The sequence below is a fragment of the Williamsia sp. Y853 genome (assembly GCF_056786495.1).
Genome location: NZ_JBXCJC010000003.1, coordinates 785,927 through 804,914 on the forward strand (window position 1 = coordinate 785,927; position 18,988 = coordinate 804,914).

An 18,988-nucleotide genomic window follows, 5' to 3' on the forward strand; every position below is an offset into this window, starting at 1 on the left:
GGCGGAGGGTCTCCCATGGGCGCAGGTCTGCGTAGCGGTGCAGTGGGGTCGTTGGCATTTCGTCAGACGGGTCGGGCGATTGTCGCCGGTGCTCTCCTGGGATCTGGGGTCGGCCTCGGCGCCTACAACCACTGGGCGGTGGCCTTGGCGGTCGGTGTTCCCCTGGCCATCGCCGCGGTCGTCGCAGCGCCGCGACCACGACGCATCGACGGTCTGGTCGCGGGCGGTCACTCCACGCTCAGCGTCCCGATCTCCGTCGAGGCGCTGACCCGGTCGAGCCTGGACGCCTCGAACATCCAGCCGACGCTGGTAACGGCGACCATCTCGCCGCCCAACGACACCGACTACCGAGCGCGCTGGCTTTCGGCGATGCCCAAGGGCATGTCCGCGAATCTGTTGCACAACGCCGACAATCGTCTGCCGGAGAGTTTTCTCCCGCCGCGGCCGAGCACGGACCCGCCGTCTGAAAGTGACCAACATCCGGCCGACGACATCGAGTTCGGCGATCATCCCGCCAAACGAACAATGTTTCTTCCGGTGATCACCATCGCAGTCGCCGCCGCCCTGTTCTTCGGGGTCGGCACTGGTTGGCATGTCTCGGTTTCGTTGCCCGACAACGGATTCAGCTCATCGATGAGCGACGACGAGTCGCTCGGGGCTCCGCAGGAACGGATGGATGCGATGCTGGCCGAGGTCGAAACCCTGGGCCCGACGGCGTCGAGCAATATCTTGACGCTGGATCTGGGCACCAGCGGCAGCGACCGGGTCCAGGTGTACGACCCGGCCGCAGGCGAGAGCGTCGGCATGAGTTACTCGCCGAGCAGCGACAAGTGGTACGGCCCGGACCGGTCGAGCACACCGCTGCGATCACCGCGCACATTCCGGGCCACCGATCTCTCCGGGATGCAGTTCACGACGATCGTCGAGCAGATGGCCGCTACGCTGCCCGAACGATCCCGCGATTTCCAATCCATGACGATCGCACGGTCCGGCGACGATCTCCCGGTTCTGGCCACCGCAACATTTGGCGAGGACTTCCGGATCGAGGCCCAGATCCAGGCCGATACCGACGGGACCATCGCAACCTGGTTCGATCCTGCCGACTTCGTGGCCGCGATGACCCAGGCACAACTGGCGATGACCAAAGCCGCTCTGCCGACCGACGTTCCGATCATCGACCGGTTCGAGATCCGCGGAACGGTGACCGGCACACCCATCATCGGGGCAGGCACGATCCAGAACTCGGGTGGTGTGCTGGTCGACTTCACCGCCCCGGACCGCACCGGTTCGGTGAGTATCGTCCCGGGGTTCTTCGCGGCAATGAGGTGGTCGGAGAACAACTCCGGTCAACTCAGGGAAGGTTCCGTCACGTTCGACAGCCTGTCGGCCGACACCTTCGATGCAGTCCGGGACGACTACATGAGCCGCAACCAGGTCGAGGCCTTCGACCGTGCCGCCGTCGACATCCAGACGTCACATCAGTACGTGCTGCAGGACTACCGGACGATCATCTCGGTGCAGATCGGACCGGACGACGAGGTGGCCTACTACAGTCTTGACGGACAGTTCATCCCCGAAGACTGAGATACCCACCGGTGGAACGCTACTCGGCCTCCAGCGCCCGCCGCCTGCCTGCCTCGATCTCGTCGAACGCCTGCTGCTGCGGATGCACACTCCCTCGGTCTGCCAGGTCGGTGACGATCCGGTGGATCCGGTCGAGATAGTCGGCCTGCTTGCTGCCCTCAGATGCTCGGGCATTCTCCAACAACGACAGCGCGGTAGAGAGTTCCTGCTGATCACCCGCATCGAGTAGATCGGATCCGATTGCGCGACCGTATCTCTCGCACTCCGCCCACGTCTTACCTGCCTCGGTCACCGCTTGCTGGTACTCGTCGGCACGATCCAGACTCATCGGGAACTCGTCACTCCGCAGGTCTTGCGCCCGGGCCAGTGCGGTGTGGAAATTGGCCACCGATTCGACCGAGACGTCGGTGACGGCCGGATACCGCAGCACCAGTTCGGGTTCGAGTTCGTATTGGGCGTAGTCGACCAGAATCGCATCATGTTGTCGGCAGGCGGCCTGCCACAGTCGTTGCGCCGCTTCCTTGCTGCCGGCATTGGCAATCCGGGGAACCGGTCGACCCGCCTCGGGGTCGGCCGGACGATAGCCGGGCTGTGCGGCAGCCGGCTTCACAAGGCGGCCGGAAACGCGGCCGTCACCTCCGATCCCGATCAGTACCTTCCGTTTGGCAGGCTGGTGCGCACGCAACCGGGCGAGCACCTCGGCCGCCGCCGGATCTGATTCGATGACGGCAACCTGCCACTCCTGATCCGGGCTGCTCGCGAACCGGAGCTGCAGATAGCGGCACCCCTGGACGCGGAACTGATCGGTGCGACTCGACCGCGACATCGATGTGTCGGCGGACAACTCGGCACTTTGCTTGACCGACAGCAGATCGTCCAGCGGAAACGAGTTGATCGCCACGCCTGCGTTGCCGAGGTGCACCATCGCATCGTCGACCGTCACGCTGACGGCGGGTAGGTCGATCACCCTGCCGATCGCGGCAATCAGCAAACCCAGGCCCAGCGTTGCGATGACCGCGGCACCGGTGACCGCCGGATCGACATCGGCGATGGTCAGCACAACCAGTTCGATCATCGCGGTGATCGCCAACGCACTGGCGATGGTCGCGAGCCGGTTGTGCACCGATCGCCGGTATTCGGTCCGACACGTGACCGATACCGGACCTGAGCTGCTGGCCACGTTGCGTCCTCCCCCAGGTCCGATGCGCACGGCGGGCAACGGTTGGTCGGACTTTACCCTCTCAGGCCAGCGCATTCCGGACGATCGGGGCGACCTTGGTGCCATACAGTCCGATGCTGCGCATCTTGGCCTCGTGTGACAGTGTCCCGTTGCTGTATTTGAGGTCGAACCTGGTGATGCCCATGGCGTTCACATTGCGAATGATCTTGGCCGCCACCGTCTCGGGTGAGCCCACGTATACCGAACCTTCCGGCCCGGCCGACTGCTCGAACTGGTCACGGGTGGGCGGCGGCCAGCCTCGTTCGGCGCCGATTCGGGCCATCTGATCGCGATAGTGCGGCCACAGCTCATCTCGTGCGGCCTCGTCGGTGTCGGCGAGATGCCCCGGCGAGTGCATCGCGACCGGAAGCAACGGCTTGTCGAACTCCTTCAATGCGCGGTGATAGAGATCGACAAAAGGTTTGAACCGGAGTGGTTCGCCACCAATGATAGCCAGCACCAAGGGAATACCGTACCGAGCGGCCCGGACGACCGACTCCGGCGAACCACCGACACCGATCCAGGTCCGGACGCCGCCTGCTGCGGTCTTGGGATACACCTCTTGGCCCGTCAGCGGCGCGCGCGTCTCACCGGACCAGACGATCGGACCCTCATCGCGGAGGGCCGCAAAGAGGTCGAGTTTCTCGGAGAACAGTTCTTCGTACTGGCTCAGGTCGAGGCCGAACAGCGGAAACGATTCGGTGAACGAGCCCCGGCCCAGAATCACTTCGGCACGGCCTCCAGAGATCGCGTCGAGCGTGGCAAACCGCTGGTAGACCCGGATCGGGTCGTCTGAACTGAGTACGGTGACCGCGGTTCCCAGCGCGATGCGGGATGTTTGTGCGGCAATCGCGGCCAGCACCACTTCGGGGGCCGACACCGCAAAATCCGCGCGATGATGCTCCCCCACTCCGAAGAAGTCGAGACCCAACTGATCGGCGAGAACGCCTTCGGCAACCACCTCGCGGATCACCCGGTCGTATGGCACGAGTTCACCGTCGGGGCCTGCGGTCCGGTCACCGAACGTGTCCAGTCCCAACTCGATGGGAAAACCCTGTACCGAACTGCTCATCGCCGCTCACCCTTCTCCTGACAAATGCTTACATCGTCATAACCTCCGAACCTCGGAGAATGCATCTGCTGGTGCTTAAACTACTCGGGTGAGCGTGCGCCGGTATTCGCTGTTCGGAGGCCTGTCGGCCACCATGGACGGCGTCGACGCGGCCATCGGTACCCGGAAGCAACGCGCTGTTCTGGCACAGCTGATCCTCGCCGACGGACATGCGGTCACAAGCGATCGGCTCATCGACGGAATTTGGGGCGATGCCGCACCTGATCGCGCCGACGCCTCTCTACAGGCCTACATCTCAGGCCTGCGCCGGATCCTCGAACCCGACCGTGCCCCGCGCGCCCAACCGAGCGTACTGATCACCAGGGGTGCCGGATATGCCTTGATCACTGACGCCGACGATGTCGACCTACACCGCTTCAACCGCGACGTCGCACTGGCCAGGGATCTGCACTCTCGCCATGAATCCGACTCGGCTGCAGCCACATTGCGGTCGGCTCTGGACATGTATGCGCCGCTGCTCCCCGAATTCGAAGGCTTCTCGTTTCGCGACGGGGCCGCCGAACACGTCGCCCGACTCCACGGTGCCGCACTCGAACTGTCCTATGAGATCCGCCTCGAACTCGGCGAGACCCAGCTCCTGGCAACCGACGTCGAACAGGCACTGGGAGCTCAGCCCCTCAACGAAGGACTCTGGGCACTACTGGCCATATCCCGCTACCGGATGGGTCGGCAGTCCGATGCTCTTGCGGCGCTTGCTGATGCCAGACGGATCCTGTCCGAGCAGATCGGCGTCGACCCGGGGCCCACACTGCGCGAACTCGAAAAAGACATCCTCGCTCACGCCCCGCACCTCACCCCACGCATCCGACTCGCGAGGGTCCCAGCGGCAGGCACGGTATCCGGGGAGCAGCCGACGACAGCGGACGCCCAGAACACCCCGCCGAGGCCGGACAACGCGTTGCCGCTCATCGGCAGAGCTGATGAGCGCACGCGTATCGACAACGCGATGACCGCCGCGTCCGGCGGTGCCGGGGCGGTGATCATCGTGGAAGGCGAGGCCGGTGCAGGCAAGACCACGCTGGTCGCCGCATGCGCCCACCGCACGCATCATCCCGGCAGTCCGTTGACCGTGTGGGGACATTGCCTGGAGGGCGGCGCAGCACCGGCGATGTGGCCCTGGGTCAAGATCCTGAGCGATCTCGTGCCGCACCTGACAGACTCCGAACGGAACATGGTGTCCGGCAACGAACTCGGCGAATTGATCGATGGCCGGGGCACGATGTCACCGCAGCTCGAGATACCCGATGCGGCAGCCAGATTCAGACTCCACACGCAGGTGGCGACTCTGCTCGCGCAACTGTCCGGGCGTACCGCGCTCATCGTTGTCCTCGACGACATCCAATGGGCCGATAGCGCATCACTCGAACTCGTCACCCACGTGGCCAAGGCTCAGCTCTCGCAGTTGGTGCTGATCTGCGCGATCCGTACCGGCGACGGGGTCCGTCGCGAAACCGTGCGCAACACACTGGCCGAGCTCAGTCGTCTGCCGTCGCAGTTCCGTATTTCCGTCGGCCCGCTCGACAGCAACGCCATCAGTGAGCTGATCCACCGTGAAACCGGCAGCCGTCCGGACCCCGAGGTCGTCGAATCGGTGAGACGGCGCACCAAAGGCAACGCCTTCTTCGCCCGGGAACTCGCACGCACCCTGTCCGACGGCGGCGAACTCTCGGCGGTAGCCGTGGTACCCGGCGGTGTGCCTGCCGGCGTACGAGACGTTGTCCGAGGCCGGTTGGACCACATGCCCGCTGCAACGATGGAACTGCTGGAGGTCGCCGCGCTCATCGGTAAGCGGGTCGACCTCGAACTGCTCGCCGGTGCGGCGTCCATGCCCATCGAAACCGTCCTGGACACTCTCGAACCGGCGGAGGAACGCTCGGTGATCGAAACCGGCCCCGACGATCCGTACACCGTCTTCTTCGCCCACGATCTGGTGCGCGAGGCGATCATCGAGAGCATTCCACCACTGCGGGCCCGGCGTCTGCACATGAAGATCGCAGGCCACCTCACCGAGTCCGGAGGCACCCGACTCGGAGAACTTGCCCATCATCTGTGGTCGGCAGGCCCGCTGTCGGAACGTCAGGTCACCGCGCGGGCCCTGTTGGCCGCAGCGCAAGAGTCGTTGATGCGGTTCTCGTACGAATCCGCCGAATGGCAGTTGGGGGCGTGCAGTTCACTTGCTCGCGACGATGGTGATCAGCGCCTCGAGCTCGAAGCAGTCGGTCTCCTGGTCGCGGTCATCGGTGCCAGGGGCGGTTATCTCGCCGCCGCCACCGAATATCTCGATCGTGGTGAAGAACTCGCGGCGTCCATCGGGGATCTACGCAATGTGGCCGACTTCAGATACTCCCGGTGGGCATCCTGTTCACAGTCACTGGCTCTCGATCGCGCGCATGAGCTCGCGACCGAGATGTACCACGCGGCAATGGAATCCGACGACCCGGCGATCGGGATCATCGGATACCAGGCGTGGGGCGTGAACGAGTGGGACCGGGGCAAGATCGGGAGTTCATACCGATCCTTGGCCCACGCCCAGGAGATCCGCAAACGGTTGGACCAGACCGCGATGCACGGGCTACAGCATGATTGGGATCTGCTCGGTTATGCGTTCTTCGCCTGGATGACCACGATGCACGTCGGTGTCGAACCCGGACGAGAGAACTTCCGACGTTTGATCCACCAGACACCGGACGCATACGGCCGCAACGCCGCAGGCAGTTTCGCGATGCTGGCAGGCGCGTTGGCCGCCGATCCGCAGTGGACGGCCGATACCGGTCGCGCGTGGATGGCCTCGGTGGCGGACGGGCCGTTCGACTTCCTGCGTGCGTTCAGCGAGTCGATGTATTGGTGGGCCGAAGTCATCCTCGGCAACCGCGAGCAGGGCCTGCAACGCCTGCGCGATCTGCGCCCCGCCGTCGAGGCCGGCCCGAACACGGGTGGCTCCGCCTACTACGGCCTTTATGCCGAGGCCACGCTGGCCGCGGGTCGCCTCGACGAGGTCGCCGAGTTGCTCGCGGCCGCAGAGCAGCACCTGCGGACTTTCGGCCAGCGGTATGCCGAACCGCATCTGCACCTCACCACCGCTCGGTATCGATTGGCGATCGGAGACCTCGAATCCGCGCACTCCGCATACGCGAAAGCTCGCCATCTCGCGCGCAACCAGGAATCGACGACCCTGCTGCAACGTATCGAGAGTTTCGGCCCGAAGTTCGTTCCGTGAGCCAGTAGGCTTCATCAATGGGAAAGACTGGATCCGGGAGCAAGAGCAGCGGCAAGAAGAAGAGCACCAAGCCGAAGAAGATACCCAACGACATCTACGAGGCCGAGCTCTTCCGTCTGCAAACGGAGTTCGTCAAACTGCAGGAGTGGGCCAAGGAGACCGGGGCCCGTGTGGTTGTCGTCTTCGAGGGCCGCGATGCCGCAGGCAAGGGCGGCACGATCAAGCGGATCACCGAATATCTCTCCCCTCGCGTGGTCCGGGTCGCCGCACTGCCCGCACCCACCGATCGGGAACGAGGCCAGTGGTACTACCAGCGCTATATCGCGCATCTTCCGGCTCCCGGTGAGATCACCCTCTTCGACCGCTCCTGGTACAACCGGGCCGGTGTGGAGAAGGTCATGGGATTCTGTACCCCACAAGAACATTCGCTGTTCCTACGCCAGACACCGATATTCGAGCAGATGCTCCTCGATGACGGGATCATCTTGCGTAAGTACTGGTTCTCGGTGTCTGACGCCGAACAACTACGGCGCTTCCGGTCACGCCTCGATGATCCGGTGCGCCAATGGAAACTGAGTCCCATGGACCTCGAGTCGGTCTATCGCTGGGAAGACTATTCCCGCGCGAAGGACGAGATGATGGTGCACACCGATACCCCCAACAGCCCCTGGTACATCGTCGAATCCGATATCAAGAAGCACGCCCGGATCAACATGATGTCGCACCTTTTGTCAACGATCGAGTACCACGAAGTCGTGAAGCCGAAAGTCGAACTGCCAGAACATCCCATCGACACCGGCACCTACCAACGACCCTCCCGGGAGATCAGCACATACGTCCCGAACCATGTGGCCGAACTGATCGGTGACAAAGAGGCCTGATAGGCCGCCGAAGGCCTCCACAGAAGCACACGGTTCGGTCAAAAGCACACGTTGCAACGTGTGCTTTTGACTGAACCGTGTGCATCTGTCGTCAACCGCGGTTGCGCGCTGCCCACACACGCATCGCCCCGAGGTATCTGTCGGTGATAAAACTCTGGCCATATCTGCCGAACGGGCCGGCGATCCGGGCAGACAGAGTCTGCGGACGCGAGAAGGCCGTCACCACAAACACCACAGAGTTGTTGTCCCGCAATTCAACACAGAAGAGCTCTTCCCCCGATTCCGGGTGACCGACGAGCGTGCCGTAGGCAAATCCGCGGCGGACGGGCTCGTCGATGACATACACAACCCTGACCGGCGCCTTGAGTCGTAGCGGTCCCACACCGACCGCGACCCGGGCGACGGTACCTGCCTCGATGGTCTCCTCCGACGCGAACACGCGCAGGCCGGCACCGAGCTGCACCTGCCAGGTTTCGATCGCTTCTGCGATCTCGGTGAAACACTGCTGCCCGGTTCCGATGACCACTTCCCGGTGCAGGTGGTGATAGCCGTCCGGGAGCTCATCGCGGGTCGCACCGATCTCCGGATAGCTGTACGCCACGCCGCGCAACCGGGTGGCGATGTGAGACTTCAGCGGTCTGACGCTGCGACCGGTCATCTCATGAGGTTACCGACGTCGACATAATCGGTGGACGGTACCCACAACAGAAGCCTACGGTTGCCCGGGCCGTCGACCGATGGCCGACAACGCAATCAAGGAACCATCATGAACACCCGCTACCCCGTTCCGCTTTCCGGCGCAGTCGCCCCAACCCTTCTGTGGGTCGACGAAGCGTCTGTTGAGGTGCAGGCCCGCGAGCAGCTGCGCCGGGTGTCGACTCTCCCGTGGGTGCACGGTGTTCGGGTGATGCCCGATGTCCATGTCGGCAAGGGCGCGACGGTCGGTTCGGTCATCGCGATGCGCGACGCAGTCTGCCCGGCCGCGGTCGGCGTCGACATCGGATGCGGAATGGCCGCTGTGCGAACAGATCTGGTCGCCTCCGATCTTCCCGATGACCTTTCCGGAATGAGGTCGGCCATCGAGGCGAAGGTCCCCGTGGGATTCCGTGCCCACACGCGGCCGGTGAACCTGCGAGGGATGGATGTCGGGGGCGGCTGGGGTGATTTCTGGTCCCGGTTCGGCGACCTCGATCGGGGCGTACAGAACCTGGACACCCGCGCCCACAAGCAGCTCGGGACGCTCGGTGGCGGTAACCATTTCATCGAGGTCTGCGTTGCCGATGGTGACTCGTCGGTCTGGGTCATGCTCCATTCCGGATCCCGGAACATCGGGAAGTCGCTGGCCGATCAGCACATGCAAGTTGCCGCAGGTCTGCCGCACAACGCCGACCTCCCCGACCGCGATCTTGCGGTGTTCCTCACCGGAACCCCGGAGATGGATGCGTACCGTCGCGATCTGACCTGGGCCCAGGAGTACGCGGCCAGGAATCGCCTGGTGATGCTCGAACTGGTGTGTTCGGCTGTGCGGGAGTCATTTCCGACGCGGCCGGTGCAGTTCGAGCAGCCGATCTCTTGTCACCACAACTACGTGACGACCGAGGTGATCGACGGTCTGGAACTGTTGGTGACCAGGAAGGGTGCGATCCGGGCCGGGTCGGGCGAGCAGGGTTTGATCCCCGGATCGATGGGAACGGGCTCCTACGTCGTGCGTGGCCTGGGGTCGGAGACGTCCTTCTACTCCGCCTCACATGGGGCGGGGCGGAAGATGAGCCGGTCCAAGGCGCGCAAGATGTTCACTACAGAAGATCTGGTGGCACAGACCGAAGGCGTCGAGTCACGCAAGGATGCCGGGGTTGTCGACGAGATACCGGCCGCCTACAAGGACATCGATTCGGTGATCGCCGCGCAGACGGACCTTGTCGAGGTGGTTGCACACCTCAAGCAGGTGGTCTGCGTCAAGGGTTGAGCGGGCGGCCGGCATCGCAGATACGTTGTGGGGCAATCCACATGGAGGGCCCCACAACGTCATCATCGGTTAGACGGCAGCAATATCGATCGTCTGGGTCAACCGGAAACTGTTGCCCGAGGGATCGCGGAAGCCGGCGTCGATCCCGTACGGGCGCTGTTCGGGCAGATCGGTGAACTCGACACCGCGCGCGGAAAGCCGCTCGTACTCGGCCTGACAATCTTCGGTCGTCAGGAATACGGCGGTGGCCAAGCCCTTGGAGACCAGTTCCAGGACTTCGCCCCTGGCCGATTCGGTGAGCATCGGCGGACCGGGGACGTCCATCAACACGATGCTGACGTCATCCTGTCCCGGCGGGGATACCGTCAGCCACCGGAATCCGTCCATCTCGGGCAAAGACACGTCCGCCCGGACCTCCATCCCGAGCTTGTCGGTGTAGAACTTCAGGGCCTCATCCTGGTCATGGACCCACACCTGTGCGCTGGCAATTTTCAACATCGTGACCTCCCGTGGTTGGTTGTTCGAATCGGTGATTCGAACGTAACCCCGCGCAACCGTCCCGGTCTTCTCCCCATGTGCTCTATCCGAGCCGACTATCCGGGTATGGCCGGCCGAAGGCACGCACCACACAGGTCGGAACCATGATCCGTTGCGCTGCGGGCGGGCGACTCGCGCGATACTGCGCGGGGGTCTCACCAAAAGTCCTCTTGAAACTCGTGGTGAACGAACCAACACTGCGAAGACCCACTGCCACACAGACATCGGCCACCGAATAGTCGGTGTTCCGCAACAATGCCGCAGCCCGCTCGAGCCGGCGGGTCTGCAGATATGTGTGCGGCGACTGCCCGAAAGTCTTGGCGAACGACCGGGTGAAGTGGGCACGCGACAACCGCGCCGCGGCCGCCATTTCCTCGACGGTCAATGCCGTCGAATACTCCGCATCGATCAGATCCCTGGCCCGCAACAGATGCCGGGTTGTCGAAACACTCGCCACGGCCACCACTATGGCGGATTTTCGGCGCGGCGGCCACGGATACCGAACACCGTGAACACTGCGGCGAGTGCGGCAACGATCACCAGCAACGTGAGGCCGAAGGTGTAGCTGTGATCGGCCTCGTTGTATGTGGCTCCCATGACCAGCGGCGGGAAGAAGCCGCCGAGTCCGCCTGCGGCGCCGACGATTCCGGTGACCGCTCCGACCCTTTTCGCGGGCGCCTCCTTGGCCACCCAACTGAACACCGCTCCCGAACCCAGACCCATGCACACCGCCATCAGAACGAAGTTGATCCCGGCCGGGATCTCGACCGGAGGCTTGGTGATCATCCAGATCGCAAGGCCCGCCGCTCCGATGGTGGCAATCACCGTGATCAGACGCGCACCGAAACGGTCGGACAAAATGCCGCCTGCGGGCCGCGCGATCACTGCCGCGACCGCGAATCCGGCGGTCCTGGTACCGGCGCCTTCCAGGTCGAAGTCGTAGACCTCATTGAGGTAGGTGGGCAGGTATGTCGAGAACGCAACGAAGCCACCGAACGTCGCGGCATAGAGAAAGCTCATCTCCCAGGTGATCGGCAGCTTTGCGGCACCGATGAGTTTGGGGACCACGGCGTCGTGGTTTGACGACCACAGAGGGGAATCGCGCATGAACATCCAGCAGACCGCCGCCATCACCACGAGGGAGACGACAATGATCAGATGCGTTGTCACATAACCGAACCACTCGACAAAGCGGGGTGTGAAGAACGCGGAGAAGGCCGTGCCGCCCATCCCCATACCGAAGATTCCCGTGGCAAAACCTCTGCGGGACTTGTCATACCAGGCGTTGACGAACGGGATGCCCACCGCAAAAGTGGTTCCGGCGACACCGAGGAAGAATCCCGCGACGATCAACGTCGCGTAGCTGTCGAAATGTCCACCGATGGCCAGCAACACCACAAACGGGACCGACGAGAGCAGCAGCACGGTGAACATCGACCGGCCCCCGAAGCGATCGGTGAGTGCTCCCGTCAGAATGCGTCCCAGCGAACCCACCAGAATTGGAATCGCGACCAGTACCGACTTCTGTGTCGACGACAAATCCAGGTCATCGGCGTACCGCACTCCGAGCGGGCCGATCAGGTTCCACGCCCAGAAGCTGATCCCGAACGCAACCGTCGCCAGGACGAGGTTGAGGGTCTGTGCGCCACGGTCGATCGACGGCTCCGTCGACGTGCTCATCGGTCGCGGTCTTTCGTCCCCACCGGAGCCCAGGCCCGCCCGTACGAATGGCCGCCGGAAGCCGAAACCTTGTCACGGCTGCGATAGACGATGTAGGGCCGGAACAGATAGTGCACGGGAGCGGTCAGCATGTGTACCAGTCGGGTGAACGGCACCATCGCGAACAACAGCATCCCGACCAGGACGTGGATGTGAAAACGCAGCGGAGCGTTGTTCATCGCGTCGATGTCCGGCTGCAGCAAGAAGATCGAGCGGAACCAGGGAGAGACCGTTTCCCGGTAGTTCACACCTTTCTGATCTGGTAGGACGCCGAGCAGGGTGCAGTACAGACCGAGCAGCAGCGCCGACGTCAGGACGAGGTACATGACCTTGTCGTTGCGGGTGGTCGCCATGAACACCGGACCGGTGTGCCGCCTGCGGTAGATGAGGATCACCAGTCCGGCCAAGGTGCAGATACCGGCGATGAAGCCGAAGAACGCGGAATTCAGGTGGTACAGGTCTTCGGAGATGCCCAGCGAGTCGGTGAAGGATTCAGGGATGACCAGACCGATCGCATGACCGATGATCACCACCAGGATGCCGAAGTGGAAGAGCGGCGAACCAATTCGCAGCAGCCGCGATTCGTAGAGCTCTGACGATCGTGTCGTCCAGCCGAACTTGTCGTACCGGTAACGCCAGATGGTGCCGCCGATCAGGAGCAGCAGAACCAGATACGGGATCGCGCCCCACAGCACGATGTCCACCGCACTCACCTCGTCCCGGCGATGGGCAGAAGTCTCGGGTCGAACGGCTCGAGGCCGACAGTCTCCACCGGTATCGGAGGACGCATCGCCAGCGCCGCCGCTCTGTCCGCGGGTGACGCACCTGGCAGGGTTGCGCACACCGACTCGAGCACGTCGGCGTACGGCGTGCCGCGGTCGAGCAACCCGAACCGGATCAGTTCGATCGCGACCCGATATCTGGTGAGCACCCCGGCGCCGACCACCGGATCGGCGCGCGCACAGAACTCGAGCACGATGGGTAAGTGGTCAGGCAATTCGCCACCCAGATCCACGAGAAAACCGCTGTCTCGATAGAGCTGTTTGAACTCGCCGAGCGCCGCGCCACGTCGCCGGGTATCGCCGTCGGTCCAATACGAGAGGTACAGCGTACGTTTGCTCGACAGGTCGAAGACCTCGGCGTACTCGCGGCCCAGCGCGGCCTGATCCGTGGCCGCCAGATGGTCGACGAAGCGTCGCAGCGGCCCGGTGGTGGCCTCGCACTCGATCTCATTCAGTGCCGCCCTGACCAACCCGACCTTCGATAGCAATGCGGCATCGGGATAGGACAGGCACAGCGACGCGATCTGGTGAACCACCCGATGGTCGGCGCGGCGATCCCCCGGCCACCTCATGGCGCCTTCGTCCGATCGGGGAACAGGCCTGCGGGACTGCCGTTTCCGTCCCAGTTCAACAGGTTCACGCGATCCGCCATGCTGCCCGCACCGGCTGCGGTGTCGCTGGTCTGACGCTGCTTGAGCGCGTGGAACGTCTCCACCGACACAGGCACCGCGCGACCACTGGCCTCACCGAACGCGGACGATTCGAACATTCCCGGGCCGCCGTCGTGGTCCAGCGAGCATGCCGTCTCCTCCAGCTTCTCGGCCTGTTCGAGGTGCGCCGTCGGAATCACGTAGCGGTCTTCGTATTTGGCGATGGCCATGAGGCGATACATCTCGTAGACCTCCTCTTCGGACATTCCCACCGATGCCGGGATGTCGGCATCGGGTTCACGTCCGAGGGTGATGTCCCGCATGTAAGCGCGCATCGCGGCGAGGCGTTTGAGTACGGAGTCGATGAGGTCGGAGTCACCGGCGGTGAACAATTCGGCGAGGTACTCCACCGGAATCCGCAGCGCGTCGATGGCACCGAACAGTGTGCCCCGGTTCTCGGCGTCGTGCCCCTGTTCCGCCAACAGGTCGACGATCGGCGACAGCGGCGGCACGTACCAGACCATCGGCATGGTGCGGTATTCCGGATGCAGTGGCAGTGCCACCCGAAACTTCTTGGCCAGCGCGTAGATCGGAGAGCGACGGGCGGCGTCGAGCCAGTCATCCGGGATGCCATCGGCGCGCGCGGCTCTCTCGACAGCGGGATCGTTCGGGTCGAGGAGCAGATCGAGTTGTGCCTCGTACAGGTCTTGATCGTCGGGTGTGGACGCGGCGTCTGTCACCGCGTCGGCGTCGTAGAGAAAGATCCCGAGGTAGCGCAGCCGGCCGACACACGTCTCCGAGCACACCGTCGGCTGACCGACCTCGATCCGCGGATAGCACAGCGTGCACTTCTCGGCTTTGCCCGACTTGTGATTGAAATAGATCTTTTTGTACGGACACCCGGTGATGCACTGCCGCCATCCCCGGCATCGGTCCTGGTCAACGAGCACGATCCCGTCTTCACTGCGCTTGTAGATGGCACCAGACGGACACGACGCCATGCACGACGGGTTGAGGCAGTGCTCGCAGATCCTGGGCAGGTAGAACATGAAGGTCTGTTCGAAACTGAACTTGACCGCATCCTCACAGTCCCGACGGAGTTTGGCCACGATCGGGTCCTGATCGCCGTGTTCTGTTGCGCCGCCGAGGTTGTCGTCCCAGTTGGCCGACCACTTGATTTCGGTGTTCTCACCGGTCAACAACGATTTGGGCCGGGCAACCGGGAAGTCGTCGCCGAGCGGCGCGTCGATCAGGGTCTGGTAGTCGTAGGTCCAGGGCTCGTAGTAGTCGGCAATGGTCGGCTGGACCGGACTGGCGAACAGCGTGAACAGCTTCTGCAGTCGACCGCCGGTGCGCAATCGCAGTTTGCCCCTGGAGTTCAGGTGCCACCCACCCCGCCATTTCTCCTGGTCTTCGTAGCGACGCGGATACCCTTGTCCCGGACGGGTTTCGACATTGTTGAACCACACATATTCGGTGCCGGCCCGGTTTGTCCAGGCCTGCTTGCACGTCACCGAACAGGTATGGCATCCGATGCACTTGTCGAGATTCATGACCATGCCCACCTGGGCCATCACACGCATCAGTACTTCACCTCCTGACTGCGCTTGCGAATGGTTGCCACCATGTCGCGTTGGTTGCCCGCCGGCCCCAGATAGTTGAAGGCGTAGGACAATTGGGCGTATCCGCCGATCAGGTGTGTGGGTTTGACCAGCAGCCGGGTTGCCGAGTTGTGCATGCCGCCGCGCCTCCCGGTGGCCTCCGATTTCGGCACGTCGATCGTGCGGTCCTGTGCGTGGTGGACAAAGGCCACCCCCACCGGCATCCGGTGGCTGACGATCGCGCGGCACACCATCACCCCGTTGGCGTTGACGCATTCGATCCAGTCGTTGTCGGCCACTTCGATGGCTGCTGCGTCCTGCGGGCTGATCCATGCGGTGGGCCCGCCACGGGACAGCGACAGCATGAGGAGGTTGTCCTGGTACTCGGAATGGATCGACCACTTCGAGTGGGGTGTCAGGTATCGGACGGTGATCTGCTGGGCCCCGTCAGGTCCCAGCCGGGGTTCACCGAACAGCCGGTGCATGTCCAGCGGTGGCCGATAGATCGGCAACGACTCACCGATGTCGATCATCCAGTCGTGGTCCAGGTAGAAGTGCATGCGCCCGGTGAGTGTGTGAAATGGCTTGAGCCGTTCGATGTTCTGCGTGAACGGGGCGTAGCGCCTGCCCCCGGTCTCCGATCCGGACCACTCCGGGGACGTCAGTACCGGGACCGGCCCCTTCTGGGTGTCGGCGAAGGTGATGCGCCTCTCCTCCGACCCGATGGCAAGATCCTCGAGCCGCCTGCCCACCCGTCGTTGCAGCTTCCGGAATCCGTCGACGGCCACGGAACCGTTCGTGGTGCCCGAAAAGGTCAGGATCGCGTCGGCGAGTTTGACGTCGGTGTCGATGGCCGGACGTCCTTCCGCGGCCCCGCCCGCCATGACGCCATGGGAGACGGCAAGCCGGTCGCTCTGCTCCCCGAGGTCGTAGGTGATGTTCTTCACGGTGAATCCCAGGCGCTCGACCAAGGGGCCCACGGAGGCCAGTTTGTCGGCAATTGCGGTGTAGTCGCGTTCGACGACCGTGAACGTGGGCATATTGCGCCCGGGTGTCCCCCGTATGCCCGCCTCCTGCCAGTCATCCACCCGTCCGTGGGGCGCAGCGGTCTCCCCCGGTGTGTCGTGCTGCATCGGCACACTGACCAGATCTCGCCGCACCCCCAGATGGGTCTTGGCCAGCTCCGAAAACCTCTGGGCAAGAAGGTGAAACAGATCGAAGTCCGTTTTGGCCTCCCACGGAGGATCGATGGCAGGTGAGAAGGCGTGCACAAACGGGTGCATGTCGGTCGCGGACAGGTCGTGTTTCTCATACCAGGTGGCGGCGGGCAACACCACGTCCGAGAGCAGGGTCGTCGATGTCATCCGAAAGTCTGCGGACAGAAGTAGATCTAGCTTGCCTTCGGGTGCTTGACTGCGCCACAACACATCTCGAGGCCGAGGTGTCGCGGGATCCTCGCTGCCCATCACGTTGTGGTGGGTGCCGAGCAGATGCCGCAGGAAGTACTCGTTGCCTTTCGCCGACGACCCCATCAGGTTCGACCGCCACAACACGAGTGTGCGAGGCCAGTTCTGCGGGGCATCGACATCGGTGATGGCCGAAGTCAGTTCGCCGTTGGCGAGTCGGCGGGCCACATGATCGGCAACACTCTCGTCAACGCCACCCTCGACCGCGGCGTCGGCTTCGTCGGCGATGTCGAGGGGACTGCGATCGAACTGCGGATAGAACGGCATCCAGCCCAGACGCGCCGACTGCGCGATCGCGTCGGCGGTGTGCTCATGGGTGAGAGTGCCCCGGGACAACGGTGACGCCAGTGACGTCGTGGAATACCCGTCGTTGCGCCATTGATCGGTATGCATGTACCAGTACGACGTTCCGGCCATCGTGCGCGGCGGCCGCGACCAGTCGAGCGCGTTGGCAAGCGAGATCCAACCGGTGAGCGGCCGGCACTTCTCCTGGCCGACGTAATGCGCCCAGCCGCCCCCGTTTCGACCCATACAGCCGGTGAGGATCAACATCGACAGGATCGCGCGGTAGGTGGCGTCGCCGTGGAACCACTGGCAGATACCTGCTCCCATGATGATCATCGACCGACCGCCGGACTCGACCGAGTTGGTGGCGAACTCACGGGCCACCCTGATGGCCGCCTCCGCGGGCACACCGGTGATCTCGGCCTGCCACGCGGGCGTGTACGGAGTGCTGACATCGTCGTATCCACTCGCCCACTGCCCGGGCAGACCGCCCCGGCCCACCCCGTATTGCGCGAGCATCAGGTCGAAGACCGTGGTGACAAGATGTCCGTTCACCCGGATCGCCGGAACGCCGCGCCGCAGGACCGAGCCCGAACCATCGGGGGCATCGAACGCAGGCATCATGATCTCGACGTTGCCGCTGTCGGTGCGGCCATGCAAAGTCAACGCCGGATCGACTGTTCCGAGGTCGAGGTTCCACCGGCCCTCACCGGCCTGCCCGTGGCGAAATCCGATGGAGCCGTTGGGAACAACCGGCTCACCCGTGGTGTCGTCCAGGATCACCGTCTTCCAGACGCCGTTGTCGGCGGGGTCGCCCGGCGGACCGCCCAATTCGTCTGCGGTCAGGAACTTTCCGGGCACATACCCACCTTCGTGTTCGTCGATATGGATCAAGAACGGTAGGTCGCTGTAGGTCCGGACATAGTCGATGAAGAAGGGCACCGAGCGCCGGACGAAGAACTCGGTGAGGATGACGTGGCCCATCGCCATCGCCAGCGCGCCGTCCGTCCCGGCCTGTGCGGGTAGCCATTCGTCGGCGAACTTGGAGTTGTCGGCGTAGTCGGGACTGACCGTGACCACCTTGGTGCCGCGATACCGGACCTCGGCCATCCAGTGCGCGTCGGGGGTGCGGGTCACCGGCACGTTCGAGCCCCACATCATCAGATATGTGGCGTCCCACCAGTCGCCCGACTCCGGGACGTCGGTCTGATCCCCGAAGACCTGCGGACTGGCCACCGGAAGGTCGGCGTACCAGTCGTAGAACGACGTCATCACACCGCCGATCAGCTGGACGAATCGGTTCCCCACGCAGTGCGAAACGATCGACATCGCCGGAATCGGCGAGAATCCGGCACAGCGATCCGGCCCGTAGGCCTTGATGGTGTGGACGTGCGCTGCGGCAGCGATCTCGATGGCCTCGTCCCAGGACACCCGAACCAGACCGCCCTTGCCCCGCGCGCGCTGATAGGACCGGCGGCGGATCGGGTCGCCGACGACGTCGGCCCAGGCGAGCACGGGGTCACCGAGGCGGGACTTGGCGTCCCGGAACATCTCGACGAGTACACCGCGGGCATACGGATGACGAACTCGCGTAGGCGAATACGTGTACCAAGAGAATGCGGCACCGCGCGGACAACCGCGTGGCTCATATTCCGGACTGTCAGGTCCCACCGACGGATAGTCGGTCTCCTGCGTCTCCCAGCTGATGATGCCGTCTTTGACGTAGACCTTCCATGAGCACGAACCGGTGCAGTTGACACCGTGGGTGGAACGGACGATCTTGTCGTGACTCCACCGGTCGCGATAGAAGACGTCGCCGGCACGTCCACCCTGACGAAAAACCGCACGCGCATCATCGGTCTCGTCCCACCGCGTGAAGAACTTGCCGATGTCGAGAAGGGCTTGCGCAGCCGCACCCTGAACGTCAGAAGACCGGGCCATGGAAACAT

14 protein-coding genes are annotated in these 18,988 nt (G+C 63.8%); 4 read left to right on the top strand and 10 right to left on the bottom strand.

Features of this window, described 5'->3' with window-relative positions; all coding sequences use genetic code 11:
- Nucleotides 1–15: 15 nt before the first annotated feature.
- Nucleotides 16–1,584: a hypothetical protein gene (locus AC1TPF_RS19860; RefSeq protein ID WP_482145066.1), complete on the top strand. Its 1,569-nt coding sequence runs from the start codon at nt 16–18 to the stop codon at nt 1,582–1,584.
- A 19-nt stretch (nt 1,585–1,603) separates the two neighbouring features.
- Here the strand turns inward: AC1TPF_RS19860 and AC1TPF_RS19865 are convergent, their stop codons facing one another.
- Nucleotides 1,604–2,764, bottom strand: coding sequence for a hypothetical protein (locus AC1TPF_RS19865; protein WP_482145067.1), 1,161 nt, complete (start codon nt 2,762–2,764; stop codon nt 1,604–1,606).
- Between the two features lie 61 nt (nt 2,765–2,825).
- Nucleotides 2,826–3,875 carry an LLM class flavin-dependent oxidoreductase gene (locus AC1TPF_RS19870; protein ID WP_482145068.1) on the bottom strand — a complete coding sequence of 350 codons (1,050 nt, stop codon included), beginning with the start codon at nt 3,873–3,875 and terminating at the stop codon, nt 2,826–2,828.
- 88 nt (nt 3,876–3,963) lie between these two features.
- Here AC1TPF_RS19870 and AC1TPF_RS19875 point away from each other — a divergent pair, with 88 nt between their 5' ends.
- Both AC1TPF_RS19875 and ppk2 read left to right on the top strand, forming a co-directional pair.
- Complete coding sequence (locus tag AC1TPF_RS19875; protein WP_482145069.1) at nt 3,964–7,152, top strand: ATP-binding protein; 3,189 nt, start codon at nt 3,964–3,966, stop codon at nt 7,150–7,152.
- Nucleotides 7,153–7,169: 17 nt separating this feature from the next.
- Nucleotides 7,170–8,033 carry a polyphosphate kinase 2 gene (ppk2, locus tag AC1TPF_RS19880; protein ID WP_482139684.1) on the top strand — a complete coding sequence of 288 codons (864 nt, stop codon included), beginning with the start codon at nt 7,170–7,172 and terminating at the stop codon, nt 8,031–8,033.
- Nucleotides 8,034–8,124: 91 nt separating this feature from the next.
- Here the strand turns inward: ppk2 and AC1TPF_RS19885 are convergent, their stop codons facing one another.
- Nucleotides 8,125–8,691 carry a DUF1990 family protein gene (locus AC1TPF_RS19885; RefSeq protein ID WP_482145070.1) on the bottom strand — a complete coding sequence of 189 codons (567 nt, stop codon included), beginning with the start codon at nt 8,689–8,691 and terminating at the stop codon, nt 8,125–8,127.
- Between the two features lie 108 nt (nt 8,692–8,799).
- Between AC1TPF_RS19885 and AC1TPF_RS19890 the strand changes: the two genes are divergently transcribed.
- A complete protein-coding gene (locus AC1TPF_RS19890) occupies nt 8,800–9,999 on the top strand; it encodes an RtcB family protein (protein WP_482145071.1) in 1,200 nt (399 codons plus the stop codon).
- 69 nt (nt 10,000–10,068) lie between these two features.
- On the opposite strand, the gene AC1TPF_RS19895 is transcribed toward AC1TPF_RS19890, so the two are convergent.
- The 7 genes from AC1TPF_RS19895 to AC1TPF_RS19925 all read right to left on the bottom strand — a co-directional run bounded on the left by AC1TPF_RS19895 (nt 10,069) and on the right by AC1TPF_RS19925 (nt 18,980).
- On the bottom strand, nt 10,069–10,497 hold the full coding sequence (locus tag AC1TPF_RS19895; RefSeq protein WP_482139687.1) for a VOC family protein: 429 nt from the start codon (nt 10,495–10,497) through the stop codon (nt 10,069–10,071).
- Nucleotides 10,498–10,579: 82 nt separating this feature from the next.
- The gene (locus tag AC1TPF_RS19900) at nt 10,580–10,993 is read right to left on the bottom strand and encodes a helix-turn-helix transcriptional regulator (protein WP_482145072.1); all 414 of its coding nucleotides are present in this window, start codon (nt 10,991–10,993) and stop codon (nt 10,580–10,582) included.
- Nucleotides 10,994–11,001: 8 nt separating this feature from the next.
- Nucleotides 11,002–12,216 (bottom strand): nitrate/nitrite transporter, encoded by a 1,215-nt coding sequence (locus tag AC1TPF_RS19905; protein WP_482145073.1) that lies wholly within the window; start codon nt 12,214–12,216, stop codon nt 11,002–11,004.
- Entirely contained in the window at nt 12,213–12,959 is a 747-nt protein-coding gene (gene narI / locus AC1TPF_RS19910; protein WP_482139690.1) for a respiratory nitrate reductase subunit gamma, read from the bottom strand. Before narI ends, AC1TPF_RS19905 begins: the two co-directional genes overlap by 4 nt.
- 5 nt (nt 12,960–12,964) lie before the next feature.
- Nucleotides 12,965–13,609, bottom strand: a complete 645-nt coding sequence (gene narJ / locus AC1TPF_RS19915) for a nitrate reductase molybdenum cofactor assembly chaperone (RefSeq protein WP_482139691.1) — start codon at nt 13,607–13,609, stop codon at nt 12,965–12,967.
- Nucleotides 13,606–15,270 carry a nitrate reductase subunit beta gene (narH, locus tag AC1TPF_RS19920; protein WP_482139692.1) on the bottom strand — a complete coding sequence of 555 codons (1,665 nt, stop codon included), beginning with the start codon at nt 15,268–15,270 and terminating at the stop codon, nt 13,606–13,608. The genes narJ and narH overlap by 4 nt, the downstream gene beginning before the upstream one ends.
- On the bottom strand, nt 15,270–18,980 hold the full coding sequence (locus tag AC1TPF_RS19925) for a nitrate reductase subunit alpha (RefSeq protein ID WP_482145074.1): 3,711 nt from the start codon (nt 18,978–18,980) through the stop codon (nt 15,270–15,272). Before AC1TPF_RS19925 ends, narH begins: the two co-directional genes overlap by 1 nt.
- Nucleotides 18,981–18,988: the final 8 nt, after the last annotated feature.

Coding starts and splice junctions, on each gene's coding strand:
- AC1TPF_RS19860 (WP_482145066.1), top strand. CDS start 16: ATGGGCGCAGGTCTGCGTAGCGGTGCAGTGGGGTCGTTGGCATTTCGT.
- AC1TPF_RS19870 (WP_482145068.1), bottom strand. CDS start 3,875: ATGAGCAGTTCGGTACAGGGTTTTCCCATCGAGTTGGGACTGGACACG.
- ppk2 (WP_482139684.1), top strand. CDS start 7,170: ATGGGAAAGACTGGATCCGGGAGCAAGAGCAGCGGCAAGAAGAAGAGC.
- AC1TPF_RS19885 (WP_482145070.1), bottom strand. CDS start 8,691: ATGACCGGTCGCAGCGTCAGACCGCTGAAGTCTCACATCGCCACCCGG.
- AC1TPF_RS19890 (WP_482145071.1), top strand. CDS start 8,800: ATGAACACCCGCTACCCCGTTCCGCTTTCCGGCGCAGTCGCCCCAACC.
- AC1TPF_RS19895 (WP_482139687.1), bottom strand. CDS start 10,497: ATGTTGAAAATTGCCAGCGCACAGGTGTGGGTCCATGACCAGGATGAG.
- AC1TPF_RS19905 (WP_482145073.1), bottom strand. CDS start 12,216: ATGAGCACGTCGACGGAGCCGTCGATCGACCGTGGCGCACAGACCCTC.
- narJ (WP_482139691.1), bottom strand. CDS start 13,609: ATGAGGTGGCCGGGGGATCGCCGCGCCGACCATCGGGTGGTTCACCAG.
- narH (WP_482139692.1), bottom strand. CDS start 15,270: ATGCGTGTGATGGCCCAGGTGGGCATGGTCATGAATCTCGACAAGTGC.
- AC1TPF_RS19925 (WP_482145074.1), bottom strand. CDS start 18,980: ATGGCCCGGTCTTCTGACGTTCAGGGTGCGGCTGCGCAAGCCCTTCTC.